This is a genomic window from Streptomyces sp. NPDC007901, assembly GCF_042959465.1.
Classification (GTDB): Bacteria; Actinomycetota; Actinomycetes; order Streptomycetales; family Streptomycetaceae; genus Streptomyces.
Window position 1 is genome coordinate 259379 of the sequence record NZ_JBIBKW010000007.1, and the last position, 26529, is coordinate 285907.

Annotated in this window: 23 protein-coding genes and 3 pseudogenes; 13 read left to right on the forward strand and 13 right to left on the reverse strand. The window is 71.8% G+C overall.

What is annotated here, in order from left to right; all coding sequences use genetic code 11:
- Nucleotides 1–110: 110 nt before the first annotated feature.
- A complete protein-coding gene (gene thpR / locus ACFZDK_RS24060; protein ID WP_390975433.1) occupies nt 111–683 on the reverse strand; it encodes an RNA 2',3'-cyclic phosphodiesterase in 573 nt (190 codons plus the stop codon).
- Between the two features lie 26 nt (nt 684–709).
- Between thpR and ACFZDK_RS24065 the strand changes: the two genes are divergently transcribed.
- Nucleotides 710–1228 carry a GNAT family N-acetyltransferase gene (locus tag ACFZDK_RS24065; protein WP_390975436.1) on the forward strand — a complete coding sequence of 173 codons (519 nt, stop codon included), beginning with the start codon at nt 710–712 and terminating at the stop codon, nt 1226–1228.
- Between the two features lie 20 nt (nt 1229–1248).
- On the opposite strand, the gene ACFZDK_RS24070 is transcribed toward ACFZDK_RS24065, so the two are convergent.
- Together ACFZDK_RS24070 and ACFZDK_RS24075 are read right to left on the reverse strand one after the other, a co-directional pair.
- Complete coding sequence (locus tag ACFZDK_RS24070; RefSeq protein ID WP_390975438.1) at nt 1249–2595, reverse strand: MFS transporter; 1347 nt, start codon at nt 2593–2595, stop codon at nt 1249–1251.
- Nucleotides 2596–2623: 28 nt separating this feature from the next.
- Nucleotides 2624–3061 (reverse strand): MarR family transcriptional regulator, encoded by a 438-nt coding sequence (locus ACFZDK_RS24075; RefSeq protein WP_390975439.1) that lies wholly within the window; start codon nt 3059–3061, stop codon nt 2624–2626.
- Between the two features lie 153 nt (nt 3062–3214).
- On the opposite strand from ACFZDK_RS24075, the gene ACFZDK_RS24080 reads away from it, so the two are divergent.
- Nucleotides 3215–3397 (forward strand): ribbon-helix-helix protein, CopG family, encoded by a 183-nt coding sequence (locus tag ACFZDK_RS24080; protein ID WP_355708964.1) that lies wholly within the window; start codon nt 3215–3217, stop codon nt 3395–3397.
- A 101-nt stretch (nt 3398–3498) separates the two neighbouring features.
- A complete protein-coding gene (locus ACFZDK_RS24085) occupies nt 3499–4557 on the forward strand; it encodes a hypothetical protein (protein ID WP_390975441.1) in 1059 nt (352 codons plus the stop codon).
- 51 nt (nt 4558–4608) lie between these two features.
- Here ACFZDK_RS24085 and ACFZDK_RS24090 read toward each other — a convergent pair whose 3' ends face one another.
- A complete protein-coding gene (locus ACFZDK_RS24090) occupies nt 4609–6060 on the reverse strand; it encodes a solute carrier family 23 protein (RefSeq protein ID WP_390975443.1) in 1452 nt (483 codons plus the stop codon).
- Between the two features lie 111 nt (nt 6061–6171).
- On the opposite strand from ACFZDK_RS24090, the gene ACFZDK_RS24095 reads away from it, so the two are divergent.
- Together ACFZDK_RS24095 and ACFZDK_RS24100 are read left to right on the forward strand one after the other, a co-directional pair.
- Nucleotides 6172–6429, forward strand: a complete 258-nt coding sequence (locus ACFZDK_RS24095; protein WP_390975445.1) for a DUF2530 domain-containing protein — start codon at nt 6172–6174, stop codon at nt 6427–6429.
- A 110-nt stretch (nt 6430–6539) separates the two neighbouring features.
- Complete coding sequence (locus ACFZDK_RS24100) at nt 6540–8939, forward strand: HAD-IC family P-type ATPase (protein WP_390975447.1); 2400 nt, start codon at nt 6540–6542, stop codon at nt 8937–8939.
- Nucleotides 8940–9031: 92 nt separating this feature from the next.
- On the opposite strand, the gene ACFZDK_RS24105 is transcribed toward ACFZDK_RS24100, so the two are convergent.
- From ACFZDK_RS24105 to ACFZDK_RS24125, 5 genes and pseudogenes are all read right to left on the reverse strand, one after another.
- The gene (locus tag ACFZDK_RS24105) at nt 9032–9865 is read right to left on the reverse strand and encodes a hypothetical protein (protein ID WP_390975450.1); all 834 of its coding nucleotides are present in this window, start codon (nt 9863–9865) and stop codon (nt 9032–9034) included.
- A 175-nt stretch (nt 9866–10040) separates the two neighbouring features.
- Nucleotides 10041–10964 (reverse strand): hypothetical protein, encoded by a 924-nt coding sequence (locus ACFZDK_RS24110; protein ID WP_390975451.1) that lies wholly within the window; start codon nt 10962–10964, stop codon nt 10041–10043.
- Nucleotides 10965–11072: 108 nt separating this feature from the next.
- Complete coding sequence (locus ACFZDK_RS24115; RefSeq protein WP_390975453.1) at nt 11073–14195, reverse strand: sacsin N-terminal ATP-binding-like domain-containing protein; 3123 nt, start codon at nt 14193–14195, stop codon at nt 11073–11075.
- A gap of 174 nt (nt 14196–14369) precedes the next feature.
- Entirely contained in the window at nt 14370–14579 is a 210-nt protein-coding gene (locus tag ACFZDK_RS24120; RefSeq protein ID WP_390975454.1) for a DUF397 domain-containing protein, read from the reverse strand.
- A pseudogene (locus ACFZDK_RS24125) lies at nt 14576–15117 on the reverse strand (DUF5753 domain-containing protein); the annotation flags it as partial. The pseudogene ACFZDK_RS24125 and the gene ACFZDK_RS24120, both read right to left, overlap by 4 nt.
- Before the next feature lie 3 nt (nt 15118–15120).
- Here ACFZDK_RS24125 and ACFZDK_RS24130 point away from each other — a divergent pair.
- Both ACFZDK_RS24130 and ACFZDK_RS24135 read left to right on the forward strand, forming a co-directional pair.
- A pseudogene (locus tag ACFZDK_RS24130) lies at nt 15121–15468 on the forward strand (helix-turn-helix domain-containing protein); the annotation flags it as partial.
- Between the two features lie 49 nt (nt 15469–15517).
- Nucleotides 15518–16027, forward strand: a pseudogene (locus ACFZDK_RS24135) (Uma2 family endonuclease).
- A 6-nt stretch (nt 16028–16033) separates the two neighbouring features.
- Here the strand turns inward: ACFZDK_RS24135 and ACFZDK_RS24140 are convergent.
- Entirely contained in the window at nt 16034–16960 is a 927-nt protein-coding gene (locus tag ACFZDK_RS24140; RefSeq protein WP_390975456.1) for a DUF3027 domain-containing protein, read from the reverse strand.
- Between the two features lie 313 nt (nt 16961–17273).
- On the opposite strand from ACFZDK_RS24140, the gene ACFZDK_RS24145 reads away from it, so the two are divergent.
- From ACFZDK_RS24145 to ACFZDK_RS24160, 4 genes are all read left to right on the forward strand, one after another.
- Nucleotides 17274–18710: an MFS transporter gene (locus ACFZDK_RS24145; protein ID WP_390975458.1), complete on the forward strand. Its 1437-nt coding sequence runs from the start codon at nt 17274–17276 to the stop codon at nt 18708–18710.
- Between the two features lie 62 nt (nt 18711–18772).
- Nucleotides 18773–19246 (forward strand): DUF2771 domain-containing protein, encoded by a 474-nt coding sequence (locus tag ACFZDK_RS24150; RefSeq protein WP_355708990.1) that lies wholly within the window; start codon nt 18773–18775, stop codon nt 19244–19246.
- Nucleotides 19216–19962: a futalosine hydrolase gene (locus ACFZDK_RS24155; protein WP_390975460.1), complete on the forward strand. Its 747-nt coding sequence runs from the start codon at nt 19216–19218 to the stop codon at nt 19960–19962. The genes ACFZDK_RS24150 and ACFZDK_RS24155 overlap by 31 nt, the downstream gene beginning before the upstream one ends.
- Nucleotides 19952–20800 (forward strand): MqnA/MqnD/SBP family protein, encoded by an 849-nt coding sequence (locus ACFZDK_RS24160; RefSeq protein ID WP_390975462.1) that lies wholly within the window; start codon nt 19952–19954, stop codon nt 20798–20800. The genes ACFZDK_RS24155 and ACFZDK_RS24160 overlap by 11 nt, the downstream gene beginning before the upstream one ends.
- 51 nt (nt 20801–20851) lie before the next feature.
- Here the strand turns inward: ACFZDK_RS24160 and ACFZDK_RS24165 are convergent, their stop codons facing one another.
- Nucleotides 20852–21235 (reverse strand): cold-shock protein, encoded by a 384-nt coding sequence (locus ACFZDK_RS24165; RefSeq protein ID WP_093501504.1) that lies wholly within the window; start codon nt 21233–21235, stop codon nt 20852–20854.
- A 188-nt stretch (nt 21236–21423) separates the two neighbouring features.
- Between ACFZDK_RS24165 and ACFZDK_RS24170 the strand changes: the two genes are divergently transcribed.
- Nucleotides 21424–21678 (forward strand): hypothetical protein, encoded by a 255-nt coding sequence (locus ACFZDK_RS24170; RefSeq protein WP_390975465.1) that lies wholly within the window; start codon nt 21424–21426, stop codon nt 21676–21678.
- Here the strand turns inward: ACFZDK_RS24170 and ACFZDK_RS24175 are convergent.
- Both ACFZDK_RS24175 and ACFZDK_RS24180 read right to left on the reverse strand, forming a co-directional pair.
- A complete protein-coding gene (locus ACFZDK_RS24175; RefSeq protein ID WP_365688403.1) occupies nt 21651–22280 on the reverse strand; it encodes an HAD family hydrolase in 630 nt (209 codons plus the stop codon). The genes ACFZDK_RS24170 and ACFZDK_RS24175 overlap by 28 nt on opposite strands.
- A gap of 357 nt (nt 22281–22637) precedes the next feature.
- Entirely contained in the window at nt 22638–23585 is a 948-nt protein-coding gene (locus tag ACFZDK_RS24180; protein WP_390975467.1) for a hypothetical protein, read from the reverse strand.
- A gap of 311 nt (nt 23586–23896) precedes the next feature.
- Between ACFZDK_RS24180 and ACFZDK_RS24185 the strand changes: the two genes are divergently transcribed.
- Nucleotides 23897–26485 (forward strand): helicase-associated domain-containing protein, encoded by a 2589-nt coding sequence (locus tag ACFZDK_RS24185; RefSeq protein ID WP_390975469.1) that lies wholly within the window; start codon nt 23897–23899, stop codon nt 26483–26485.
- The last annotated feature ends 44 nt before the right edge of the window (nt 26486–26529 follow it).

Consider the following 26529-nt stretch of genomic DNA (forward strand, 5'->3'; position numbering starts at 1 on the left):
TCTCCCCGCCGCCCTCACCTCATCGCGGAGGCCACCGCGACCACCACGAACAACAACACCAGCGCACCGGCCATGATCCGGTTCCGAGTCTTCGGGTCCACGCAACGAGCCTAACCGGCCGCCCCGAGCCCCCAGCGGCCGACCACCTCGTACCGCGGCTGCTCCCCCGGCACCCCCGACGTCGGCAGATTGCTCCGCACCAGCGCCAGCTCCCCCACCGTCCAGGTCCGGCTCGCGAACTCCGCGAGCAGCGCGGTGTACGGCCGTACGTCCACCGCGTCCCGGCTGCGGGCCACCGTCAGGTGGGCCTTGTAGCGGCGGTGCTCCCCCATCGGCAGGCCCGCCTTCCGGGCCGCCGCCTCCGCGCGGTCGGCCAGCAGCCGCAGGGTCTCCAGGTCGCCGTGGGCGCCCGCCCACAGGGCCCCGCCGTGCCCGAACTGTCCGCCGCCCGCGACGGCCAGCGGGAAGGGCGCGGTGCGGTGGGCGGCGCGGGCCAGCCGCTCCGAGAGGTCCGGTACGACGTCGTCCTCGACCTCGCCGTAGAACGCGAGCGTGAAGTGCCAGCCGGGGCGGCCGGTCCAGCGCAGCACGTCCGCGCCCGGCAGCCTCCTCAACTCGGCCACGCGCTCGGCGAGTTCGGCGGCCACATCCGCGGGGGGCAGCACGGCGGCGAAGATTCTCATGCGGGCCACCCTGCCATCATGGGGAGATGCGGATCACCATCAGAGAAGGCGGGCCCGACGACATACCCGTGATGCTCGGCATGCTCGACAGCTGCGTGGAGTGGCTGGTGGGGCAGGGGCGGACCGAGCAGTGGGGGACGACACCCCTGTCGGCGAACGAGAAGACCGCGGAGTCGGTCGCCCGGTACATGGACGAGGGCGTGGCCTACATCGCCGAGGCGGACGGGGTGCCGGCCGCCACGCTGACCCTCACCGACGCCCCCGGCGCCTATCTGGCCCATCTGCCGCCGCCCGGTGAGCCCGAGCGGTACATCCACTGGCTGGCCTCCGACCGCCGCTTCAAGGGCCACGGCGTCGGCAGCGCCCTGCTGGCGCACGCGGCCGAGGAGACCCGGCGGGCCGGGGTGGCGCTGCTGCGGGTGGACTGCTACGCGGGCGCCGACGGAAAGCTCGTCCGCTACTACGAGAGCAACGGCTTCACCCGTACCGACACCTACACCGCCCTCGGCGACTGGCCGGGGCAGGTGCTGGCCCGGAGGCTCTAGGCCTCCGGGCCTGCCCGGTCTCAGGCCGCCGGGGCGAGCTGTTCCTGGGTCTCTCTCGGGACGAAGCGGACCTGCGGGTGGCCGCGGTGCCAGCCGACCGACAGCCGCAGGTTGCCGACGCGGGCCAGGACCAGGCCGATGCCGATCGCGGCGACCGCGGCGATCGCGCCGCCGACGGCGAGGCCCGCCCGGACGCCGTACGCGTCCGTGATCCAGCCGGCGATGGGCGCGCCGATCGGCGAGCCGCCCATGAACACCATCATGTAGAGGGACATCACCCGGCCGCGCATGGCCGGGTCGGTGCCCATCTGGACGGTGGTGTTGCCGGTGACGTTGACGGTCATGCCGAACATGCCGATCGGCACCATGAGCAGGGCGAACAGCCAGAGGGACGGCGCGGTGGCGGCCACCACCTCCAGGGCGCCGAAGGCGACGGCCGCCGCGATCATCACCCGCATCCTCGCCGTGCCGCGTCTGGCCGCGAGCAGGGCGCCGACCAGGGAGCCGACGGCCATCAGCGTGTTGAAGGCGCTGTAGGAGCCGGCGCCCGCGTGGAAGACGTCGTCGGCGAAGGCCGAGAGGTAGACGGGGAAGTTGAAGCCGAAGGTGCCGACGAACCCGATCAGGACGATGGTCCAGATGAGGTCGGGGCGGCCGGAGACATAGCGCAGGCCCTCCCGCAGCTGGCCCTTGCCTCGCGGGGCGCGCTCGACGACGTGCAGGTCGCGCGGGCGCATCAGCAGCAGGCCGACGATGGGGGCGACGAAGGACAGGCCGTTGAAGAGGAACGCCCAGCCGGTGCCGACACCGGTGATCATCAGGCCGGCGACGGCGGGGCCGACCAGGCGGGCGGACTGGAAGTTCGCGGAGTTCAGGCTGACCGCGTTCTGCAGCTGGTCCGGGCCGACCATCTCGGAGACGAAGGACTGCCGGGCCGGGTTGTCGACGACCGTGGCGAGGCCGACGGCGAAGGCGGCCAGGTAGACGTGCCAGACCTGGACGTGACCGGAGACGGTCAGCAGGGCGAGCGCGATGCCGGTGAGGGCCATCGCGGTCTGGGTGACCAGGAGGGCGCGGCGCTTGTTCAGCCGGTCGACGAGGACACCGCCGTAGAGACCGAAGAGCAGCATCGGCAGGAACTGCAGGGCGGTGGTGACACCGACGGCGGTCGCGGAGCCGGTGAGGCTGAGGACGAGCCAGTCCTGGGCGATGCGCTGCATCCAGGTGCCGATGTTCGAGACGACCTGGCCCGCGAAGAACAGGCGGTAGTTCCTGACCTTCAGCGAGCTGAACATCGACGACTTGCGGGCGGGGATAGTAGGGGCGGTCGGTGCGGGGGCGGAAGGTGCTCCGGGTCCCGTACTCAAAGTGGGTTCGCCTCCTCGGTAGAACGGCTTACAGATGTGCGAGCTTCTCCAGCACGGGGGCGGCGGTGCGGAGTTTCGCCCACTCGTCCTCGTCGAGACCGTCGACCAGGCCGGCCAGGAACGCGTTGCGCTTGCGGCGGCTCTCCTCGAGCATCGCCTCGGCCTGCTCGGTCTTGGTGACGACCTTCTGGCGCCGGTCCTCGGGGTGCGGCTCCAGCCGGACCAGTCCCTTGGCCTCCAGCAGCGCCACGATGCGGGTCATGGAGGGCGGCTGGACGTGCTCCTTGCGGGCCAGCTCACCGGGGGTGGCCTGGCCGCAGCGGGAAAGGGTGCCCAGTACCGACATCTCGGTGGGGCTCAGTGACTCGTCGACCCGCTGGTGCTTGAGCCGTCGCGAGAGTCGCATCACGGCGGAGCGGAGGTCGTTCACGGCGGCTGCGTCGTCGCCATGGGTAAGGTCCGGCATGTTCTTTAGAGTAACTCATTACCCTACCTAAAGACCACCCGGAGGGCGCCGTATGCCCGTGACCTCGGCCACTGAACCTCATCCTCACTCGTACGAGTGAGTCAATTCCGGAAAGTGACGCACGGGGCGGGCGGATGTGGCGCCCTCGTATGCATGGGGACCAGTGTGCTCAGCCTGCGGATAGACAAAGAGCTGCTCGACCGGCTCCGGCACCACGCGGCGAAAAGGGGAATGAGCGTCCAGGACTACGTGGTCGGCACGCTCGTCCGCACCGACTTCGACGAGCGGTTCTCGGCCGCCGTCGAGGAGACGGAGAGGTTCTACGGCGTCACCTGACAGGCGTTCGACAAACACAGATACGATGTCAACTCCCGTTCCACTAGCGTCAACCCCTCGTGCCGGGCGCCCGCCCGGCAACAACAGGGGGGCTACCACCCATGGACGACCGAACGTCCGTCGGGCAGCAGGGGAACCCGAGCCGCCGCCGGCTACTCCGCACGGGCGCCGGGCTCGCCGGCGCGGTCGCGCTCGGCACGGCGGCACCGCTGGTGGCGGCGGGCGCCGCCCAGGCCACCGTCGCGACCTCGAAGCACTTCGTCCTGTCCGCTGACGGCGGCAACCCGGTCTGGCGCGCCACTCTCCACCAGCCCTACTGGGCGATGCAGTCCTTCGCCTACGACAACGTCAACGGCCGCATCTACTTCGCCCAGCACCGCATCGGCGACAGCGCCGGGCACAACGGCGACCTGTGGATCTCCCAGACCGATCTCTCGGGCAACGTCCTGGGCACGATGGCCGTCCAGGGGTTCGGCCACGGCTCCTCGATGGGCGTGGAACCGACGGGTTCGGGCTCGACGCCGTACCTGTGGATCGAGGGCAGCGACTCCGACGACAACGGAGCCGGCGAGAAGCTGTCCCGCTTCCGGTTCGTGGACGGTCTGACGCTCGTGTACACCGACCCCGTCATCGAGATCTACGACCGCACCCCGACCATCTCCAGCTTCGTCAAGCTGCCCCGGCCGGCGATCGACCCCTACACCAACCGGCTGCTGATCCGGTACGCGACCAGCGACTCCGCCTCCCGGGTGTGGCGCCTGGCCGTCTTCGACATGGCGGACGCCGTCGCCGGCCGCCTCAGCGACGGTTACCGGCTCGTGGAGCGGGCCATCCCCAACAACGACGAGCTCGGTCTCACCGCGGACGACCAGTTCCAGGGCATCACCCTGTGCGGCCAGTACGCCTATCTCTCGTACGGCGGCCCCGGCGGCCCCTCCTACCTGTTCACGCTGGACCTGAACGACACCGGCGGCTCGTACTACGACAAGTTCCAGACGACCGCCGGAGCCTCCCTGCCGGGGCGTGAGCCCCAGGGCACGGCGATCTGGATGGTGTCCGGGGCGCCGAGACTGGCGTTCGGCTTCTCGTCGAAGACCACGACCACCGATCCCGACACCCTGGACGCGAGCATCTTCTACACGAGCGACTTCGTCTCCTGAGCGGGGGCCGCCGGCCTCACTGACCGTGCACCGGCGCGCACCCCGCGCGGGTCACGTGAGGCCCAGGGCCGGCATCAGGTAGTAGAAGGCGAACACGGCCGAGACGACGTACATCGCGACCGGGATCTCCTTCGCCCGGCCCGCGGCCAGCCTCAGCACCACGAAGGTGAGGAAGCCCATGCCGATGCCGTTCGTGATCGAGTAGGTGAACGGCATCATCACCATGGTCACGAAGGCGGGGATCGCGAGGGTGTAGTCGGCCCAGTCGATCTCCTTGATCGAACCGGCCAGGATCAGGAAGCCGACCGCGAGCAGCGCGGGGGTGGCCGCCTGGGACGGGACCATCGTGGCGACCGGGGTGAGGAACAGCGCGACGGCGAAGAGCGCACCGGTGACGACGTTGGCGAAACCGGTGCGCGCGCCCTCGCCGACACCGGCCGTCGACTCCACGAAGCAGGTGGTGGCCGAGGAGGAGCTGGCACCGCCGGCGGCGACCGCGACACCGTCGATGAACAGGACCTTGTTGATGCCCGGCATGTAGCCCTGGGCGTCGGTCAGCTTGGCCTCGTCGCTGACGCCCATGATCGTGCCCATGGCGTCGAAGAAGCAGGACAGCAGGACGGTGAAGACGAAGAGGATGCCGGTCAGCAGGCCGACCTTGTCGAAGCCGCCGAAGAGGCTGACCTTGCCGAGCAGGCCGAAGTCCGGGGTGGCGACCGGGTTGCCGGGCCACTTCGGGACGGTCAGGCCCCAGGTCGTCACGTGCGCGACGGCGTTGATGATCAGCGCGAGGACGGTCATCGCGACGATCGAGATCAGGATCGCGCCGGAGACCTTGCGGACGATCAGCGCCAGCGTCAGCAGCGAGCCGAGCACGAAGACCAGGACCGGCCAGCCGTTGAGGTGACCGTCGGCGCCCAGCTGGAGCGGGACGGTGGTCTGGGCGGCGTCCGGGATCCGGGTCACGAAGCCCGAGTCCACGAGACCGATCAGCATGATGAACAGGCCGATACCGATCGAGATCGCCTTGCGCAGGCTGTAGGGCACCGCGTTCATCACGCGCTCGCGCAGCCCGCTGGCGACCAGCAGCATCACGATGAAGCCGGCCAGCACCACCATGCCCATGGCGTCCGGCCACGACATCCGGGGCGCCAGCTGGAGCGCGACGACGGAGTTCACGCCGAGACCGGCGGCGAGCGCGATCGGGACGTTGCCGATGACACCCATGAGCAGGGTCGTGAACGCGGCGGTGATGACCGTGGCCGTGACCAGCTGGCCGTGGTCGAGCTGGTGGCCGTACATGTCCTTCGCGCTGCCGAGGATGATCGGGTTCAGCACGATGATGTACGCCATCGCGAAGAAGGTGGCGAAGCCGCCGCGCACCTCGCGGGCCAGGGTGCTGCCCCGCTCGGAGATCTTGAAGTAACGGTCGAGCGCGCCGTACGCGGGGGTCGCACCCGGCTGTTCGGGAGCGGGCGCCTGAGTGGAAGCCGGGGTCGACATTGGAGGTTCCTACGAGCAGAAGTGGCCAGACATAAACGGTTTCAGTATGAACGTATGATGACCGGATCGCTATCTCCGCGCGTAGAACGACCGGGTGCGTAAGCTGAGCCCATGGCGAAGTGGACCCCCAAGCACGAGGCACCGGAACCCCTGGAGGGCCCCGTCGTGCCGACCATCATCGGCGGCACGATCGTCTGGTTCGTCCTCTTCCTGGTCCAGCTGCCCTTCTACGGCTGGTACGCCGACCACGGCCACACCTGGTGGGTATGGACCTGCCTGGCCGGCGGGGGTCTGGGTCTGATCGGGGTCTGGTACGTGAAGAAGCGGGACGCGGCGATCAAAAGGGCGGCCACGGCAAGCGCTCCGTAGGGGCGCGGCGCCGCACCCGTACAACTACCGCACGACTTCGGTCCTCCCCAGGTCGGATCTTTGACGCACTCCGCATGTGAACGCTCAAATCCGCACGTACCGTCGAAGACATGCAGCACATCGACGCGGGTGCCGAGCTCGACCCTGTGCATCCCGTACCCCTGCCGGCGCCGGTCAGGGCGACCGGCCTGACCACGGCCGAGGTCGCGCAGCGGGTCACGCGCGGCCAGGTCAACGACGTACCGGTGCGCAGCAGCCGCTCGTTCGGCGAGATCGTGCGCGCGAACGTCTTCACCCGGTTCAACGCGATCATCGGTGTGCTGTGGCTGATCATGCTGTTCGTGGCGCCGATCCAGGACAGCCTGTTCGGCTTCGTGATCCTCGCCAACACGGGCATCGGCATCGTGCAGGAGTGGCGGGCCAAGAAGACCCTGGACTCGCTCGCGGTGATCGGCGAGGCGCGGCCGACCGTGCGCCGGGACGGGGCCGCCGTCGAAGTGAGCACGAACGAGATCGTGCTCGACGACCTGATAGAGATCGGCCCCGGCGACAAAATCGTCGTGGACGGGGTGTGCGCCGAGGCCGACGGCCTGGAGATCGACGAGTCGCTGCTCACCGGTGAGGCCGACCCGGTCGTCAAACGCCCCGGCGACCAGGTGATGTCCGGCTCCTTCGTGGTGGCCGGCGGCGGCGCGTTCGCGGCGACGAAGGTCGGCCGGGAGGCCTACGCGGCGCAGCTGGCCGAAGAGGCCTCCCGTTTCACGCTCGTCCACTCCGAGCTGCGCACCGGTATCTCGACGATCCTCAAGTACGTGACGTGGATGATGGTCCCGGCCGCGATCGGCCTGGTCGTCACCCAGCTGGTCGTCAAGAACAACGGCATCAAGGACGCCGTCGCCCGCACGGTCGGCGGCATCGTCCCCATGGTCCCCGAGGGCCTGGTCCTCCTCACCTCCGTCGCCTTCGCGATCGGCGTGATCCGGCTCGGCCGCCTACGGGTGCTGGTCCAGGAACTCCCCGCGATCGAGGGCCTCGCCCGCGTCGACACCGTCTGCCTCGACAAGACCGGCACGCTCACCGAGGGCGGCATGGACGTCATGGAGCTGCGGGCGCTGAACGGGGTCGACGAGACCTACCTACGCAAGGTGCTCGGCTCGCTCGGCGAGTCCGACCCGCGCCCCAACGCCTCCCTCCAGGCGATCATCGACGCCTACCCCGACAGCGAGGACTGGCGGTGCGTGGAGTCGCTGCCCTTCTCCTCCGCCCGCAAGTACAGCGGGGCGACCTTCAGCGAGGGCGACGGGGAGCTGAGCACCTGGCTGCTGGGCGCGCCGGACGTGCTCCTCGGCGCCGACGACCCCGCGTTGGCCGAAACCGTACGCCTCAACGAGGAGGGACTGCGGGTGCTGCTGCTCGCCCGCGCCGCCCGCGACCTCGACCACGGGAAGGTGGCCGAGGGCGCCCGCCCCACCGCCCTGGTGGTCCTGGAGCAGCGCCTGCGCCCCGACGCGGCCGACACCCTCGGCTACTTCGCCGACCAGGACGTCCGGGCGAAGGTCATCTCCGGCGACAACGCGGTGTCGGTCGGCGCCGTGGCGGCCAAGCTGGGCCTGAGCGGTACGACGGTGGACGCGCGCCGGCTGCCCGCCGAACCGGACGAGCTGGCCGCGGCCCTCGACGAGGGCACCGTCTTCGGACGGGTCACCCCGCAGCAGAAGCGGGACATGGTGGGCGCTTTGCAGTCGCGCGGGCACACGGTCGCGATGACCGGGGACGGCGTGAACGACGTACTCGCTCTCAAGGACGCCGACATCGGCGTCTCGATGGGCTCGGGCTCGGAGGCGACCCGGGCGGTGGCCCAGATCGTGCTGCTCAACAACAGCTTCGCGACGCTGCCCTCGGTGGTGGCCGAGGGGCGGCGGGTGATCGGGAACATCACCCGGGTGGCGACGCTGTTCCTGGTCAAGACCGTCTACTCGGTGCTGCTGGCGGTGCTGGTGGTCTGCTGGCAGGTGGAGTACCCGTTCCTGCCCCGGCACCTGACCCTGCTGTCCACCCTGACGATCGGCATCCCGGCCTTCTTCCTGGCCCTGGCCCCGAACAAGGAACGGGCCCGACCGCACTTCGTACGGCGGGTGATGCGGTACTCGATCCCGGGCGGGGTGGTGGCGGGGGTCGCGACCTTCGTGATGTACCTGATCGCCCGCCACTACTACACGGGCACCGGTTCCCTGGACGCCGAGACGAGCGCGGCGACGCTGACCCTGTTCCTGATCTCGATGTGGGTACTGGCGATCATCGCGCGACCGTACACGTGGTGGCGGGTGGCCCTCGTGGCCTCGATGGGTGTCGCGTTCGTGTTCGTACTCGTCGTGCCCGCGCTGCAGAGCTTCTTCGCGTTGAAGCTGGTGGGGGTGGTGATGCCGTGGACGGCGGTGGGGGTGGCCGTGGTGGCGTCGGTGGTGCTGGAGCTTTTGTGGAAATGGGTGGCGCGGAGATTTCCGGATTGATGCGGTACTGGGAACTGCGCGGGCCCGGTGGGGGCTGGTCGCGCAGTTCCCCGCGCCCCTTACGGGGCGCTGCCCCTAAGGGCGCTTCCTACCTACTGCACGTCGACGTAGTCGCCCGTGGCGTTGACCGCCGGGGTGGTCGAGGTGCCGGCGAAGGAGTAGCGGTAGTAACCGTCCACGGTCGCCGTGGTCGTCGTCTTCAGGGCGCCCGTGGAGGACGACTTGATGGTCTTCAGCGTGGTGTAGGTGCTGGAGCCCTTCTTGCGGAACTGCAGCTTCACCGACTGGCTGCCGTAGCCCGCGTACTTGTTGGTGTCCCAGTTGGCGCGGGTCAGCGAGCCGGTGACCGTGATGGTCTTGCCCTTCTTGACCGGTTCGGGGGTGGCGTTGGCCGTCAGCTTGGACAGGCGCTGGACCAGGGTGGTGGCGAGACCGCTCTGGTCCTTGTAGCCGACCTTGCTCAGGTCTGGGTCGGACGTGCTCTGGCCGTTGAAGGCGACGGCCTCGGCGGCCACGTTCCAGCTGCCGGCCCAGGCGCTCTTCAGGTCGCCGTCGGCCGGGTAGATGTCGACGTAGCCGGTGCAGTCGGCGGTGGTCGAGGATGTGGCGGTGCAGGTCGCCGAGTCGGCGTCGCCGTACAGCTCGGGGGCCGAGTCGCTGTAGGAGCCCTTGTAGAGGAAGGCGTCCGTGTAGAAGTCCTTCGCGGTGATGTCCACGTCGGCGCTGTGGGTCAGCTTGTAGGTGTACTTGGCGCTGACGTGGGCGGTGGTGCCGACCTTGATCGCCTTGGCGATCGACAGGTTCGAGAAGCTGACGTTCAACGTGTACGGGGTGCCCGAGTCGCCGACGGCCTGTGCGGACGGGACTGCGAGGGCGGAGAGGGCCAGGGCGCCGGAGACGGCGGCCACGGTGGCACGAATACGCATGGATTCCCCAGGTGGAGAACAGTGGGCGCGGGGCCCAAGTGATCTAGGGAGTCTGTTGACTCGCGCGATCAGATCCACGGGTCATAGGAATGGTTGTACGAGGAAGACGCAATCCGGCCAGATTTTACGAGTTTTGCGACCGGATTACGTCTCCTTGGGATTACTCCCGGTGCTGCTACTTCACGTCGACGTAGTCACCCGTCGCGTTGACCGCCGGGGTCGTCGCGGTGCCGACGAAGGAGAAGCGGTAGTAACCGTCCACCGTCGCCTTGGTCGTCGTCTTCAGGGTGCCGGTCGAGGACGTCTTGATGCCCTTGACGTTCGTGTACGTGGTGCTGCCCTTCTTGCGGAACTGCAGCCGCACGGACTGGCCGGTGTAGCCGTGGTACTTGCCGTCCTCCCAGTTGGCGCGGGACAGCTTGCCGGTGACGGTGATGGTCTTGCCCTTCTTCACCGGCTCCGGGGCGGCGTTCACCGTCAGCTTCGACAGGCGCTGGACCTGGGTGCTGCCGAGGGCGCCCTGGTCGGCGTACCCGACCTTGGTGATGTCGAAGTCGGCGCTGGCCGGGTCCTGGCCGTTGTACGCGATGGCCAGGGCACCGGCGTGCCAGAGGCCGGCGTCGGAGTTGTACAGCTCGCCGTCACCGGGGTAGACGTCGATGTCTCCCTTGCAGCTGGCGGTGGTCGCCGAGGTGGCCGTGCACTTCGCCGGGTCGTCGCCGATCAGGAAGTTGGCCGGGTCGTCGTAGGAGCCCTTGTAGATGTAGGCACCCGAGAAGAAGTCCGCGGCGGTGATGTCGACATCGGCGCCGTGGGTCAGCGTGTAGGTCACCGACGTGGCGACGTGCGCGGTCGTACCGACCTTGACCGCCTTGGCGATCTTCACGTCGGAGAAGGTGACGTCCATGGCGTACGGAGCGTCGTCGTCCGCGGTGGTGGCACTGAACGCGGTCTTGCCGGACGTCGAGTGAGCGGCCGCGAAGAGCTTCGCCGCATCCACTCCGAAGGACGAGCCGCCTGCCGCCTGCGCGGCGGGCATGGCGAAAGCGGAGAGAGCGAGGGCGCCGGAGACGGCGGCCACGGTGGCACGAATGCGCATGCATTCCCCCATGGAAATGATCGAGGAGTCAGTTGACTCGCCCGATCAGATCCATGGGCAGGCAGAAAGGTTGTGCAAGATTCGAAAACTGTGTCGACCCTGTGAAGCTCAGTCGAACCAGCGGTCCCGCGCCAGCTCCTCCGTCCGGGACGGGTCCTCCAGGAGGGCCGCCACCTCGAAGCGGCGCGGCCACTGGCCGGCCGCCCAGGCGAGGCCGGCGGCGACGCCCTCCAGGGTCGCGGCGTGCAGGACGCCGTCGCCCGTGAGGCGCCAGTCGATCTCGATCCCGTCGACCACCAGTTCCTCGTGCTCGACGTACGTCTCGGGGGTGCGCGGGCCGAGCAGCACCCGCACCGGCTCGGGGACGTCGTGCTCCGTGCCCTCCGAGTCGACCGAGCCGGTCACCGACTCGCTGAGCCGCCGCACCTGGAACAGCTCGGCCAGCTCGGCCGCGCGGGCCGGCCGTACCGGCAGCAGCGGCACACCGGAGGTGAAGGGCAGCAGGTCGGGCGAGTCGACGACGACCGCGTCCGCCGCGTCCACCACCTCGACCCGGCCGTCGATCACCGCCCGCACCTCGTCCGGCAGGGTCACCTGCTCGGGGTCCAGGTCCGCCAGCGCCCCGTAGAGGGCGTGCAGTTGGGCGCCGGTGACCGGGCGGTCCGGGTCGGCGAGGCGGTCGAGGAGCTCGGCGCCGCCGCCGGGCTCCTCGAGGAGCGCGGCGACCGAGGTCCGTACGCCGAGCGCCCGCAGCACCTGCTCGTCCTCGAAGCCGGTCGCGTCGGCCTCCTCGTAGAGGCCGCGCAGCAGCGGGTCGCCGCCGGAGGCCAGCAGCCCGGCCGGGCGGCGGCCGTCGAGCACGGGGTGGCCGCGCAGCCACCAGGCCGTGTACGGCCGTACGACCTCGTGGGTGCCGTCGGGAAGGAGGATCCGGACCGGCTGGGTGAGGGCGTCGCGGAGCGGGGGCTGGGCGAGCAGGGCGAGGGCCTCGGGCCAGCGGTCCTCGTCGACGAGGTCGAGGTCGCGGACGGCGATCAGCTCGGTGGCGACCGGCGGGACGGGGGTGTCCGGGAAGCGGTCGAGGATGTCCTCGCACCAGACGTCCACGGCGTCAAGCAGACCCGCGTCGTCCGGTTCGGCGAAGTCACCCTCGCGGGGCTCCAGTTCGTCCGGGTCGAGGACGACGTCCGTGGCGCGGACGAGGGCGAAGTTCGCCAGCACCCCGCAGGCGGCCAGGGGCTGTTCGCCCCACTTGCGCGCCAGCTCGGCGTCCACGGCGGCCAGTTCGTCCTCCCGGATCACCCGGGCGAACGCGCTGCCGGGGAAGACGAGTTCACCGGCCGGGGCGGGCTCGCCGTCCTCGTCGGGCAGGGCCAGCGCGCCCAGCCACGGCTCGTCACCGGGCTCCAGAGAGGCGTCCCGGACCAGCGCCAGCACGGTGTCCGCCAGCTCCTCGGCGTCCGGGGCGTCCTCCTCCCAGTTCAGACTGCCCTCGTCGTCGAGCGACGCCGCCACGGCGGCCCGCACCTGCGGGGTGGTCAGGACCGCGCGCGGGCTCGCGGGCAGCGCGCCGAGCTTCTCCAGAAGGGGGTGGGCGGCGTCCTGGTGGGCCACCTTGAGGCCGAGTCGGGCGAGGACCTCGGGGTCGATGGCGGCCGAGTCGGGGGTGGGGAGCAGCACCTGCCGGGGCCCGATGGTGGTCCGGCCGTCGGCGAGCGGCACCGGCAGACCGGACAGCCGCTCCGGGTCGACGCCCGCGAGACTGTCGTAGAGCCGCCACCACCAGTCCGGGTCCTTCTCCAGGCCGGCGAGACGGTCGACGGCGTCGGCGAGCGGGAGCCGGGCGACGCCCAGCGTGCGCAGCTCGACACGGCGCTCCAGACCGGCGGGCAGGAGGGTCGGGAGCACCTCGGCGAGGACGCGGACCGTGTCCGCGCCCGCCCCCTCCACGATCTCGGCATCCCGCGGCCGCAGCGCCTCGGGAAGATCGGAGTCGTCTGATGTGTCTACGGCGGGCGGCAGGAAGGCGGTGCGGGGCAGCCGCTCCAGGATCGCCTGGCGCAGCGCCCCGTCCAGCTCGCCCTTGCCGAGCGGACCGGGCACCAGATGGATGATCCCCTCCCCCACCGGCCGCCAGTCGGCTAGGAGTTCGGCGTACGCGTCGGCCGCGCGCCGCACCAGGAAGTCGGTGAGCGGGCCGGGGGCGGTGTGCCGGCGGGTGGTGTCGAGGGGGAAGGAGGCGATGAGCAGGGCGGGCACGCCGAGGGGCTCGTCGCTGGGCGTGGGGGCGTGCACGACGGCGGCGGTGCGCGGGCGGTCCGGGGCACCCTCGGCGTCCGTGGGCACGGCCCAGGTCAGCGACCAGTGCGGACGCAGCCGCTCCTCGACCGGACGGTCGGCGAGCAGGTCCGCGGTGAGCGGCCCGTGCGCGGAGACGGTACGCCAGCGGGTCGTGCCCTGCTGCGAGTCCTCTACTACGGTGAGGGCGCCGTCGGCGCGGCGGCGCAGGGTGCGGGTGGCGTCGGCCGTCTCGATCACGACCTCCTCCAGCCCCGGCAGGGCGAGCAGGAGCGCGTCGTCGACGGCGCCCAGGAGACGCTCGGCGAGATCGGTGGCGGCGGTGTCCCGCAGCGGCAGGATCACGACCGTGTCGTACGGGTCCGGGGCGGTGCCCTCGGCGGCGAACGGGAGCCGGAGCAGCGGCACATGGCCGTCCCGGCGGCGGATCTCGTCGCCGAGCCCCGAGCTGCTCAGGGCGGTCTCCTCGGCCAGCTCCCGGGCCTCGGCGAGCGACCAGCGGACACCGCCGTGCCGTCCCACGACGGCCGGCTCGTCGGTCACCGCGAGCACGGCGGCGAAGCCGACGCCGAACCGCCCGACGGAGCCGGTGTCGCCCTCCTCCCGCTTCGCTGAGGCGCGCAGGGTGGAGAGGGACTCGACGCCGATCGCGTCCAGCGGGGCACCGGTGTTGGCGGCGAACAGGACGCCGTCGCGGAGAGTGAGCCGGAGCCGTCCGGGCACCCCGGCCCGTGCCGCCGCGTCCGCCGCGTTCTGCGCGAGCTCCACGACGAGCCGGTCCCGGTACCCGCCGAGGACCAGGTCCTCCTCGGCGTTGGCGTCCTCACGGAAACGAGCGGGGCTGGTGGCCCAGGCGTCGAGGACACCGCGCCGCAGACGGGCGGTCCCGAACGGGTCGGCACCCTCGGCGGCGGGCCGCACGAACTTGCTCACGTTGTCTCTCCTCGTCGACGTGAGCACGAAGGTACCGCGCGCCGGGGGTCCACCCGCCCGCCCACCCGGCTCAGCGGCCGGGAAGCGACCGCCCGGCCCCCGGACACCCCACCGACCGGCCCAGCCGCGAGGCCGAGGGCTGCCTGCTGGTGGCCCTCGGGGCGGCGGCCGGCGTCAGTGCCCTGAGGCGAACGTGACGAAGGCGGACCAGGTGGCGGGGCCGAGGGTGAGCAGGGGACCGCCGGTGACCTTGGAGTCGCGGATGTGGACGGTGGCGGGGGTGGTGGCTACCTCCACGCAGGAGTCGCCCTCGCTGCCACTGCTGTAGCCGCTCTTGAACCACGCCAGGTCGGAAGTGCCCCCGGCCGTGGTGGTGCGGATCATGTGTCCCCCAGCAGTTGTTCGAGGAAGGCCATGGACTCACGCGGGGTGAGCGCCTGGGCGCGGATGATGCCATACCGCAGTTCCAGGATACGGAGCTGCCTCGGTTCGGAGACCGGCCGGCCGTTGGCCACCACCGGCGAACGGCCCACCGCCGAGCCGTCCTCGAACTTGAGCACCTCGATTCCGCCGTCCACACCGGCGTGTTCCTCCCGGTCCATCGGCATCACCTGAAGCTCGACGTTCCGCAACTGCGCGGCCTCAAGCAGGTGTTCGAGCTGGCGGCGCAGTACGGGCTTTCCGCCGAGTGGGCGTCGTAGCGTCCACTCCTCCAGGACGAACTGACCTCGGGAGCCGGGTCCCGCTCGAAGACCCCCTTACGGGCCACCCGTGCGGCGATGAACCGCTCGATCTCGTCCTGGGTGTAGGCAGGACGCCTCATCAGCAGCAGTCCGCGTGCGTACTCCGGCGTCTGCAACAGCCCATGGACATTGAGCGAATCGTAGAGCTGGAGCTCCACCGCCCTGGCCTCCATCTTGGCCACCTGCTCGCGGGGCTGCGACTGCACGACTCCCGACTGCTGCTGTCCGCCTGCGACACCGCCCATCTGGCGCCGGGGGTCGCGGCCTGGCTGGAACGGGACGTGAGCCCCACCGCCGTACGGCACGCCCTGACCAGCGACCTGCCGCCGGAGGGACCGCGCCGCCCCGCCGCCCTGCCGGCCCACCGGCTGGCGGCACAGCTGCCGCCACCACCGCCGTTCCGGGCGCCGGCGCAGCCTCACCCCGCCCCGGCCAGACTCCACAACTGCGACGGCTGCGACCGCGGCTTCCGCTCCCCCGCCCCCGGACTCTGCCGCGACTGCCGAACCGATCTCCTGGCGGCCACCTAGCATGAAAGCGACGATCCTTGCCCCTGGGCACAGACGAGGAGCGAGCGCCATGACCACCGCAGCGGACGACGCACGGCAGGGCACTTCTCACCTGTACCGGGCCATGCGCGACTTCGTGGAGTCCACAGACGGCACCCTCCCCGGGAAGTTCGAGATCACCAAGGAAGGGATCGTCCTCGACATGACGTCGCCTGTGCGGCCGCACGAACTCACCGCACTCCGGCTCAGGAAACGTTGGAGCCGGAAGGCATCATGCGCCGCCCCGACATCATGGTCATCGCCGAGGCCGACATGGAGGGAGAGGGGTCCTTCGACCCTCGTACACTCATCGCCGCCGTCGAGATCGTCTCCCGCTCCAACCCGGACAACGACTGGGTCACCAAACTGCACCGGCACCGGCGCCGTCCTCACCGACATCCACCCCACCCCCGACGGCCCGTGCTACGCGACCCGCAAGGACTTCGTCTACGGCGAGGACGTCACCCTCGGCGACTGGACCATCACTACGGACAACCTGCCGCTCTACACGGACCAGAGCGGCACGCCGTCCGAAGCCTGAGGCCCGCTAGGAGTGCCCCAGCTCCGCCGTCTCCTCGTCCGAGACCGCCGGGACCGAGCCGGAGTCCGGGGCCGGGCGGAGGGGGAAGGGGTCGACCCTGGTCTCGTCGACGACCGGCGGGGCCGGCTGCGGGGGCTTCGGCATGACCGCGGCCTCCGAGTGGCCGCCGCAGCCGTAGGAGAGCGAGACGACCCGGCCGTCGGCCGGTGAGAACTCGTTGGCGCAGACGCCGAAGGCCTGGCCGAGGGAGCCGCCGATGGGGCTCAGGAAGCCGCAGCTGACGCAGGTCGCGGGAGCCGCCTGGGCCATCGGGGTCTTGGCGCCGAAGGACTCCTCCCAGCGGTCGGCCGCGGTGTGCAGGCCGTAGCGGGACAGGACCCGGGCCCGGCGCATGCCGAGTTCCTCGGCGACCGAGGCGATCGTGCCCCGGGACGGGACGGTCGGCAGATGCGCGGGCGTGCCCGCGGTGACCTCGGCGTCCTCCGCCTCCGCCAGCTCCTCCATCTCCGCCGAGACCGGGGAGTTCGGCTCCGGCTCGTCCTCACCGCTGTAGCCGGGCTCCAGCCGGAGGTCCTCGGCCTCGGTGGGGAGCAGGTCGCCCGGGCCCATGTCGCCGGGGCGCAGCCGCTCGCTCCACGGCACCCACTCGGGGGCGAGGAGGGCGTCGGGGCCGGGGAGGAGGACCACCTCGTCCAGGGTGACGACCTTGGCGCGGGAGGCGCGGGCCACGGTCACCCCCCAGCGCCAGCCTCGGTAGCCGAGTTCCTTGCACTCGAAGAAGTGCGTGACGACGCGATCGCCCTCCGCGACCGCTCCGGTGTGCTCCCCGACCACGCCGGGCGCGGCTGCCTCCTCGGCGGCGGCACGGGCGAGGTCGACCGCCTCGGCGCACAGACGGTCGGGGGTGCGGCTTCGCGTTGTCGCTGCGCTCACAGGTATCGCTTCTCTCCTACGCCGTCTCACGAGTGCGGCTGCCTCCGGCGGTGGGGCGGACGGAGCGGACCTGTGGGCCGCATCGACGTCCGCGTCCGATCGCACTCGGGCGCACCTCTGCCATCCATTGTGCGTTATGGCTGAGATACGCACGCTACCCCGTCGCCGGTGGTGGGGGACAGTCCGGCGCGGTGCCTGGGCGGCGCCCGGTGCCGAAGACGGTACGGGGGGCCCCGCGCCCCTGCGGGGCGCTTCGGACTCGCTTGGCCACAAAGTGCACTAGGGACTGCCCTCTCAGGGCACTATGAACGACGTGGCAACCGCGAGTTCCCCCCAACGCACCGTCGGGGTCGGTAGCGGTGCGGGCCGGGTGCGCGGTGCCGTCCGCTCGGTCGGGCGTGCCCTGCACTTCCCGGTGACGGGTACCGCCCGGGGTATCAGGAAGGCGACGCACGCGCACGGCGCCGGTGAGTCCGGGCTCGGGAAGCTGATCGAACTGCACGCGGTGAACGGCGCGGGTGATGTCATGATCACCGTCGCGCTCGCCTCCACCGTGTTCTTCTCCGTGCCCACCGACGAGGCCCGTGGCCGGGTCGCGCTCTACCTCGCCATCACCATGGCGCCCTTCACCGTGCTCGCGCCCGTCATCGGCCCCCTCCTCGACCGTCTCCCGCACGGCCGCCGGGCCGCGATGGCGGGTTCGATGCTCGCGCGGGCGCTGCTCGCGCTGGTGATCTCGGGGGCGGTGGCCAGTGGGAGTCTGGAGCTGTATCCGGCCGCCCTCGGGGTGCTGGTCGCGTCGAAGGCGTACGGGGTGGTGCGCAGTGCGGTCGTGCCCCGGCTGCTGCCGCCCCGGTTCTCGCTCGTGAAGGCCAATTCCCGGATCACCCTCGCCGGACTGCTCGCCACCGGCGTGGCCGCCCCGGTGGGGGCCGGGCTGCACGCCATCGGGGGTCCGTGGCCGCTCTACGGCGCCTTCGTGATCTTCGTCGCGGGAACCTTTCTCTCCTTCACGCTCCCCCCGAAGGTCGACTCGGCCAAGGGCGAGGACGTGGCGCTGCTCGCCGCCGACGAGGAGCATCTGCACGGCCCGCTGCGGAAGGACCGGAAAGGGGCGGGAGAGGCGAAAGAGGCGAAGGACGCCAGGCGGCCGGGGCTGCGGACCGTGGGACCCGCCGTCACGCACGCCCTCGGCGCCAACGCGGCCCTGCGCTGCCTCTCCGGGTTCCTGATCTTCTTCCTGGCGTTCCTGCTCCGCGAGCACCCGCTGACCGGCGAGAGCGCGGCGGTGTCGCTGGGGATCGTGGGGGCCGCGGCGGGCGTGGGCAACGCGCTCGGTACGGCGGTGGGGGCCTGGCTGCACTCCCGGGCCCCGGAGATCATCATCGTGGCGGCGGTGGCCCTGGTGCTGGGCACGGCGGTCGTCGCGGCCCTGTTCTTCGGCGCCCTCCTGGTGGCCGTGCTGGCCGCGGTGGCCGGTTTCGGGCAGGCACTGGCCAAGCTGTCCCTGGACGCGCTGATCCAGCGGGACGTGCCGGAGCTGGTGCGCACCTCGGCGTTCGCGCGCTCGGAGACGCTGCTCCAGGTGGCCTGGGTGTTCGGCGGCGCGGTGGGCATCGTCATGCCGCTGAACGGCACCCTGGGCCTGGTGGTGGCCGCCGTGATCGTGGCGGCCGGCTGGCTGAGCACCCTGCGCGGCCTGCTGAACTCGGCCCGGCACGGCACCCACCCCCGACCGCGAGTGGCGTAACGAACCGGGCACGCCGTACCCCACATGGGGAGACGGCCGGGACCTCCCGATAGCCTTCGGCCATGACCACGCTGCACTCCCGCTCGCGACGCCGCCGCGTCGTCGCCGCCGCCGGCGCCGTTTCCGCCGGACTGCTCGTCCTGTCGGCCTGTGACAAGCCCTCCCCGATCGCCACGATCACCGTCGGTACGAACTCGGTCAACTCCGAGGCCACCTGCTACAACGACGGCAAGGCCCTGGACACGGCCTCCCTCACCAAGTGCCTCAAGGACACCGGGATCAAGTCCATCAAGGTGGACCCGGACGACACCGTCCGGTTCGGCGTCGACCCGAAGATCGCGGACAACGGCTGGACGATCCTGATGAACGGTCAGGCGCTCACCGACTCCAGCACCAAGACCTACCGCACCATCCCGGGCAGCGTGTTCTTCAACGCCCAGTACGGCGCCTCCGGCAACTCGACCCTCGTCTCCATCAAGGAGGGCGACAAGTCGGTGCTGGGCCTGTGGTCCTTCAAGCTCAAGAAGGACGCCTGACCACGTCCGCCGTACGCGTCCTCGTAGCCACTGCGGTCCCGGCCGAACGGGACGCGGTGGCGCGGGCGTTCGGCAGCGCGGCGGAGGTGTCCCTGCCGGCGGCGACCCTGCTGCGCACCCCCGGGGGCCACGACGTCCTCGCCGCCGGGGTCGGCCCGGCCCTCGCCGCGGCCGGCACCGCGACCGCGCTCACGGCCGCCGCCCTCGACGGCCGCCCCTACACGCTGGTCGTCTCCGCGGGGATCGCCGGCGGTTTCGCGCCGCAGGCGCCCGTGGGCTCGCTGGTCGTCGCCGACGAGATCACCGCCGCCGATCTGGGCGCCGAGACGGCCGACGGTTTCGTTCCGGTCACCGAGCTCGGCTTCGGGACCGTCAGCCACCGTCCACCGAATTCGCTCGTACGGGCGATCGCCCAAGCCGTCGGTGCTCACCCCGGAGGGGTACTCACCGTCTCCACGGTGACGGGCACCGCCGCCCGCGCGGCCGAACTGCGCGCCCGGCACCCGCATGCCCTCGCCGAGGCCATGGAGGGCTTCGGGGTCGCCGAGGCGGCCGCCGCGCACGGCGTGCCCGCCGTGGAGATCCGCGCGGTCTCCAACCCCGTCGGCCCCCGTGACCGTGCCGCCTGGCGCATCGGCGACGCGCTGACCGCCCTGACCGAGGCCTTCGGGAAGCTCGCGCCCGTCCTGGAGAGTTGGAACCCACATGACCAGTGACCCGCTGCGCATCGCGTACTCGCCCTGCCCCAACGACACCTTCGTCTTCGACGCCCTCGCCCACGGCCGCGTCCCGGGCGGGCCCGTGCTCGACGTGACCTTCGCGGACATCGACATCACCAACGGCATGGCCGAGCGCGGCGAGTCGGACGCGCTGAAGGTGTCGTACGCCGTGCTGCCGTACGTCCTCGACGAGTACGCCCTGCTGCCCTGCGGGGGGGCGCTGGGCCGGGGCTGCGGGCCGCTGGTGCTGACGCGGGAGGCGGGGGCGAACCTGACCGGCCGTACGGTCGCGGTACCGAGCGAGAAGTCCACGGCGTACCTGCTGTTCCGCCTCTGGGCCGCGGACACCCTTCCCGGTGGTGTGGGCGAGATCGTGGTCATGCCCTTCCACGAGATCATGCCCGCCGTGCGGGACGGGAAGGTCGACGCGGGGCTGGTCATCCACGAGGCGCGCTTCACGTACCAGAACTACGGCCTGCACAAGCTCGCCGACATGGGCGAGCACTGGGAGAACACGACGGGCCTGCCCATCCCGCTCGGCGCGATCATCGCGAAGCGCTCGCTCGGGGCCGAGACCCTGACCCGGCTCGCCGACTCGATCCGCGCCTCCGTCCACGCGGCCTGGGACGACCCCGAGGTGTCCCGCCCCTACGTCATGGCGCACGCCCAGGAGATGGATCCGGCCGTCGCCGACCAGCACATCGGGCTCTACGTCAACGAGTTCACCTCGGAACTCGGCGAGGACGGATACGCGGCGGTGCGCGGACTGCTCACGCGCGCGGCGGCCGAGGGACTCGTCCCGCCCCTCGGCCCGCACGCACTCGATTTCCCGTAAAAGGGGTTACGGGACTTACCCGCTTACGAGACGTGTATGTCTCTTACGCGGCTACACGTCCAGCTGGTCCGCGACCGCGCGCAGCAGCCCGGCGATCTTCGCGCCGGCGGCCTTGTCCGGGTAACGGCCGCGCTCCAGCATCGGCGTGATGTTTTCGAGCAGGGTCGTCAGGTCCTGCACGATGGAGGCCAGCTCGTCGGGCTTCTTGCGCTGGGCGGCGGCGACCGACGGAGTGGGGTCGAGAAGGACCACCGACAGGGCCTGGTCACCGCGTTGACCGGCGACGACGCCGAACTCCACGCGCTGGCCCGGCTTGAGTGCGTCGACCCCGTCGGGGAGAACCGAGGAATGGACGAAGACGTCACCGCCGTCGTCGCGGGAGAGAAAGCCGAAGCCCTTCTCACTGTTGAACCACTTGACCTTGCCGGTAGGCACGTCTGTCCTCGTCCTCGTATCTCGTCGGAAACTGCTCGGGAAACTTCTGAATGCAACAGCTCTGGAACGGCCCTTGATAGCACTCGGGCGGGTCGACCATGACCCGCCGGTACCAAGGCTAATGGTCTTCGGGCGCGTGACAAGACGTCGCCCGGTTGTTCCTTCGGGCAGGGAACTACCCTGGTCGAGTGCGTGACAAAACCCAAGCGAATTCCGCCGGGCCCGGTGACCGACTGATCCGCGCCGGTGCCGTGGTCTTCTTCATCGGTACGGTGGCCACACTCGTCACCGTGATACCGCTGTTCCTCGGTGCGAAGCCTTTTCCGACCTACATGTACCTGCTGAGCATGCTCATGGGCGTCGGCTTCCTGATCGCGGCCGCCGGAGTGCTCCAGTCCGTGGCCGCGGGGCGCCGTCAGGCGCGGGAGGTGTCCTCGCGGTAGCGGGTGAGCCAGGCGGGCAGCTCGGTGAGGTCACCGAGCACCACGTCGGCACCGGCGGCGCGCAGCTCCTCCGCGGCACACGGCCCGGTGGCCACGGCCACCGACAGGGCCCCCGCCTTGCGTGCCCCGCGCACGTCGCCGACGTGGTCGCCGACGTACACCCCCGCGCCGTGCTCGCGCAGCGCCTCGGCCTTCTGCTCGGCCCACAGGTTCCCGACCACCGCGTCCGGGACGATGCCGAGGTGGCTGAGGTGCAGCTTCGCGTTGGGCTCGTACTTCGCCGTGACGACCACGGTCTTCCCGCCCGCCTCCCGCACGGCGGCGATCGCCTCCCGCGCCCCCGCCATCGCGGGCGTCGCCGTGATCGCGATCTCCGGATACATGGCCCGATACAGATCGCTCACCTCCGCGATCCGCTCCGCCGGGAACCAGTGCACCAACTCCTCGGCGAGCGGCGGCCCCAGCCGCGTCACCGCCAGATCCGCGTCGATAAACGTCCCGGTCCGCTCGGCGAGCGCCCGGTACGTGGCATGGATACCCGGCCGGGAATCGATGAGCGTCATGTCGAGATCAAAACCGACGGCGAAGGCGCGAGGACTCATATGGCCCATTGTGCCGGTCCCCGCGGGGCCTCGACCGGGGTGGGGGGCGCCTACACCAAGCGCTCACCAACACCACTGGGGTACGCACAGCGCCCCGTCAGGGGCGCGGGGCCTCGTCGATATGCGGCTCCGCCACGTGGACGCGACCAGCCACCGCGCACCCGCGGCCGCCGGACAGCCGAGCGTCCCGCCCCCTACCGCGCCCTCTGCAACTGCCAGACCAAACAAAGCGCCGAGGCGGCCGCCCGGGCAGCGCCCCGTCAGAGGCGCTGGGCCGCGTCGATATGCGGCTCCGCCACGTGGGCGTGCCCAGCCGCGAACCACCCGCGGCCGCCCGCCGACCGACCGCCCCTCCCCCTACCGCGTCCTCTGTGACCGCCACACCAGGAACAGGGCCGAGGCCACCGCAGCCCCGCGCACCACCCACGGCCAGGTCTCCGCCACCGCGCCGCTCATGTGGCCCTCGGCGATCGGGGCGCCCCAGCGCCCGGCGCTGCGGCCCCACAGCCAGACCAGCCCGGCCGTCACGGACAGCCCCGGTACCCACATCACCGCGAGCTTGGTCTCCGCCGGGGTCAGTCGGCGCGAGCCGTAGGCGATCAGCCAGCCGAGGAGCAGAGCGAACCAGTTGCCGAGCACCGCGCCCACGACCAGCGCGGCGGCGGCGAGCAGCAGGAGCGGGTTGCTCCAGCCCGCGGCGGGACGGGGCAGGAAGCGGAGCCGACGGCGCTGCCCCCCGGTGCCGGCCTCGGCCTCCGGCGCCTTCGCGTCCGGTTCCTCCGGCGCCCCGTCGGCGCCCGCCTCCGGCTCCTCCTTGCGCAGCCGCGGCTTCCTGAGCATCTCGGGGATCTCGACACCCCCCACGAACCCCGGCACCCCGTCGCCGTCCCCGAACGGGCTGCTGTCCACCCGCCACCAGTCGGGCTGCCCGGGGCCGTCGTCCGCCCCGGTGGGCCGGGGGCGCGGTACGACGCGGCGCAGATCCTCCGCCGAATCGGCCGACTCGGCCCGCCCGTCCGGTGCCGCTTCCCGCTGGACGGGGACCGCGGCCGCCGGCGGCGAGGCGGCGGCCTCCGCCGTACCCCCCGCGGCCTCCACGACCTCGTCGGGCGTGCCCAGCCGGTCCAGGATGCGCCGTACCGCGGCGGGACTGTCGACGGTCGTCTTCGCCCGGTGCCGGTCGATCTCGTTGCGCAGCCCGGAGACAAGGCGCATCCGGTCGCCGGAGGACAACTGGCGCTGGTGCGCGATGTCCCCGACCCGGCTCAGATACTCGTAGACGACCTGATCGCTCTCGATACCCACGAAGTCCCCTCCGGGGCGGGTGCGTTGCGTTGGCGTTGGATACCCCGTCGTGACGACGGTAGCGCAGGCCACGGCGTTGGAGTCGGCGGGAGGTTCGCCGTAGGTCTTGAGTGAGTGACCACTCCCGCCTACCGGCCGACCGCCAGCCAGCCAGCCACCAGACCTCAACTCCCCGTCACCACCCCCTGTACGCGAAGCAAGGTGAGGACACCTACGAAACGTCCCGTTCGCCCGGTGGCCGTCCTCTCCACAGATCCGGTCCGGGGACCGGTGATCCCGGTCCCCGCCCCGCACCCGCTACCGTGGGTCGGATGAGCAACCCGGCCACCCCGCCGCGTTCCCTCGCGGAGGCGCTTCGCGCCAGGGACGACGCCTCCCTGGCCGTACTGCTGCGCGCCCGCCCCGACCTCATCACCCCCGTCCCCACCGACCTCACCCAGCTGGCCACCCGGGCCGGCACCCGGGCCTCGGTGCTGCGCGCCCTGGAGCGCCTGGACCGGTTCGCCCTGCAGGCGGCGGAGGCGCTGGCGGTGGCCGGCGACCCGGCGTCGTACCAGGAACTGCTGGGGCTGATGGCCGGCGACGACGGGGACCCGGCGGTCGCCGCGGCCCTGCCGCGCGCGCTGGGCGCGCTCCGGAACCAGGCGCTGGTGTGGGGGGACGACGACCGGCTGCGGCTGGTGCGGACCGCGCGGGAGGTGCTCGCGCCGTCCCCGCAGTACCCGTCGCCGACCGGTCTTGGCCCGACCGTGCGGGAGGCGACCTCGGGCATGTCGCCGGGCCGGATCCAGGAGATCGTCGCCGACGCCGGGCTGCCCTCGACGCATGACTCGGTGTCCGCCGTGGACGCGCTCACCAAGCTGTTCGGGCACCGGAAGAAGATGGCCAAACTGCTCGCCGCCGCGCCCGCCGAGTCCCGCGAGGTCCTGGGCCGGCTGGTCTGGGGGCCGCCCTACGGCCAGGTCACCCCGGAACCGGCCGCCCATCTGCGCTGGCTCCTGGACCGCGGCCTGCTGCTGCCCACCGTGCCCGGCACGGTCGTGCTCCCCCGTGAGGTCGCCCTGCATCTGCGCGGGGGCCGCGCCCACCGTGAGCCGGAGCCGGTGCCGCCCGCCGTCGAGCCGACGGCCACCCACCGTCCACAGGTTGTGGACGCGACGGCGGCCGGGCAGGCGTACACCGCGCTGGCGACCGTCGAGGAGCTGCTGAAGGACTGGGACGAAGGCGGTCCGGCCGTGCTCCGGGCCGGCGGGCTCAGCGTCCGGGACCTGAAGCGGACCGCCGTCGCGCTGGACGTGCCCGAGCCGATCGCCGCCTTCTGGGTGGAGCTGGCCTACGCGGCCGGGCTGCTCGCCTCCGACGGCGAGGCCGACGAACGCTACGCGGCCACCCCCGCCTACGACGAGTGGCTGGACCGCCCGCCGGGCGAGCGCTGGGCCCAGCTGGCGGCGGCCTGGCTCACCGCGACCCGCACCTCCGGCCTGGTCGGCGGCCGGGACGCCAAGGACCGCGCCCTGTCGGCACTCGGCCCGGGCCTGGACCGTTCGGCCGCGCCGGAGGTACGACACCGGGTGCTGACCCTCCTCGCCACACTCCCGGAGGGCACCGCCCCGGCCGCCGAGTCGGTGCTGGCCCGGCTGCGCTGGGAACGCCCGCTGCGCGGCCCGCAGGTGGGGGTCCCCCCGCGCGAGCGAAGCCGAGCGTGGGGGAGCCAGGACGACCTGCGCAGCCGACTGGCCCGCTGGACGCTGACGGAGGCCGAGCTGCTGGGCGTGACGGGCCGCGGGTCGCTGTCGGCGCACGGCCGCACCCTGCTCGGCGCACCCCCGGCGGAAAAGGCGCAGGAGAAGGGGAAGGGGCAGGGTCAGGAGCCCTCCGGTCCCGGTCCCGGGGACAAGCTGCCCGTGCACCATCACCATCCGGCCCTCGCCCTCGAACCCCTCTCCCCGCCCGAACAGGCCGTCGCCGCCGCGGCCGCCGGCCGGCTGCTCGCCCCACTCCTCCCCGAGCCCCTCGACCACGTGCTGCTCCAGGCCGACCTGACGGCGGTCGCCCCGGGCCCGCTGCGCCGTCCGCTCGCCGACGCGCTGGGCGTCCTGGCCGACGTCGAGTCGAAGGGCGGCGCCACGGTCTACCGCTTCACGCCCGCCTCGGTCCGCCGCGCCCTGGACGCCGGCCGTACCGCCACCGACCTGCACGCCTTCCTCACCACTCACTCCCGCACGCCGGTCCCGCAGCCGCTCGCCTACCTGATCGACGACGTGGCCCGCAGGCACGGCCATCTGCGGGTGGGCGCGGCCTCGGCGTACGTCCGCTGCGACGACGACACGGTCCTCAACGAGATCATGGCCGACAAGCGCGCCGCCGCCCTCCGCCTGCGCCGTCTGGCCCCGACGGTGCTGGCCACCCAGGCCGACCCGGCCACCCTCCTGGAGGGCCTGCGCGCGATGGGCTACGCCCCCGCCGCCGAGTCCGCCGAGGGCGACGTCCTGATCGCCCGCGCCCACGCCCACCGCACCCCGCCGCGCACCGCACCCGAGCCGGTCCCGGACGGCCCGCCGGCCCCGGACGCCACTCTCCTGGCGGCAGCGATCCGCGCGATCCGCGCCGGCGACCTGGCCGCCACCACCCCGCGCAAGCCGGTCGGCACCGCCGCCCGGGGCGGCGAACTCCCCCGCACCACCGCCGCCGAGACCCTCGCCACCATGCAGGCCGCCGTCCTCACCGGCGACACCCTCTGGATCGGCTACGTCAACGCCGAAGGCACCGCCAGCCAGCGCGTCATCGCCCCCATCCGCGTCGAGGGCGGCTTCGTCACGGCCTACGACCACACCGCGGACGAGGTACGCACCTACCCCCTGCACCGGGTGACAGGGGTGGCGGAGCTCGCGGAGGACTAGAGGCTGTCCGACGGATCCAGCGCCCGGGGCAACCAGTTGATCAT

Bases quoted from the DNA above. Each gene is read 5' to 3' on its own strand.
- thpR (WP_390975433.1), bottom strand. From the start codon at position 683: ATGAGAATCTTCGCCGCCGTGCTGCCCCCCGCGGATGTGGCCGCCGAA.
- ACFZDK_RS24065 (WP_390975436.1), top strand. From the start codon at position 710: ATGCGGATCACCATCAGAGAAGGCGGGCCCGACGACATACCCGTGATG.
- ACFZDK_RS24075 (WP_390975439.1), bottom strand. From the start codon at position 3,061: ATGCCGGACCTTACCCATGGCGACGACGCAGCCGCCGTGAACGACCTC.
- ACFZDK_RS24080 (WP_355708964.1), top strand. From the start codon at position 3,215: ATGGGGACCAGTGTGCTCAGCCTGCGGATAGACAAAGAGCTGCTCGAC.
- ACFZDK_RS24085 (WP_390975441.1), top strand. From the start codon at position 3,499: ATGGACGACCGAACGTCCGTCGGGCAGCAGGGGAACCCGAGCCGCCGC.
- ACFZDK_RS24090 (WP_390975443.1), bottom strand. From the start codon at position 6,060: ATGTCGACCCCGGCTTCCACTCAGGCGCCCGCTCCCGAACAGCCGGGT.
- ACFZDK_RS24095 (WP_390975445.1), top strand. From the start codon at position 6,172: ATGGCGAAGTGGACCCCCAAGCACGAGGCACCGGAACCCCTGGAGGGC.
- ACFZDK_RS24100 (WP_390975447.1), top strand. From the start codon at position 6,540: ATGCAGCACATCGACGCGGGTGCCGAGCTCGACCCTGTGCATCCCGTA.
- ACFZDK_RS24105 (WP_390975450.1), bottom strand. From the start codon at position 9,865: ATGCGTATTCGTGCCACCGTGGCCGCCGTCTCCGGCGCCCTGGCCCTC.
- ACFZDK_RS24110 (WP_390975451.1), bottom strand. From the start codon at position 10,964: ATGCGCATTCGTGCCACCGTGGCCGCCGTCTCCGGCGCCCTCGCTCTC.
- ACFZDK_RS24120 (WP_390975454.1), bottom strand. From the start codon at position 14,579: ATGATCCGCACCACCACGGCCGGGGGCACTTCCGACCTGGCGTGGTTC.
- ACFZDK_RS24150 (WP_355708990.1), top strand. From the start codon at position 18,773: ATGACCACGCTGCACTCCCGCTCGCGACGCCGCCGCGTCGTCGCCGCC.
- ACFZDK_RS24160 (WP_390975462.1), top strand. From the start codon at position 19,952: ATGACCAGTGACCCGCTGCGCATCGCGTACTCGCCCTGCCCCAACGAC.
- ACFZDK_RS24175 (WP_365688403.1), bottom strand. From the start codon at position 22,280: ATGAGTCCTCGCGCCTTCGCCGTCGGTTTTGATCTCGACATGACGCTC.
- ACFZDK_RS24185 (WP_390975469.1), top strand. From the start codon at position 23,897: ATGAGCAACCCGGCCACCCCGCCGCGTTCCCTCGCGGAGGCGCTTCGC.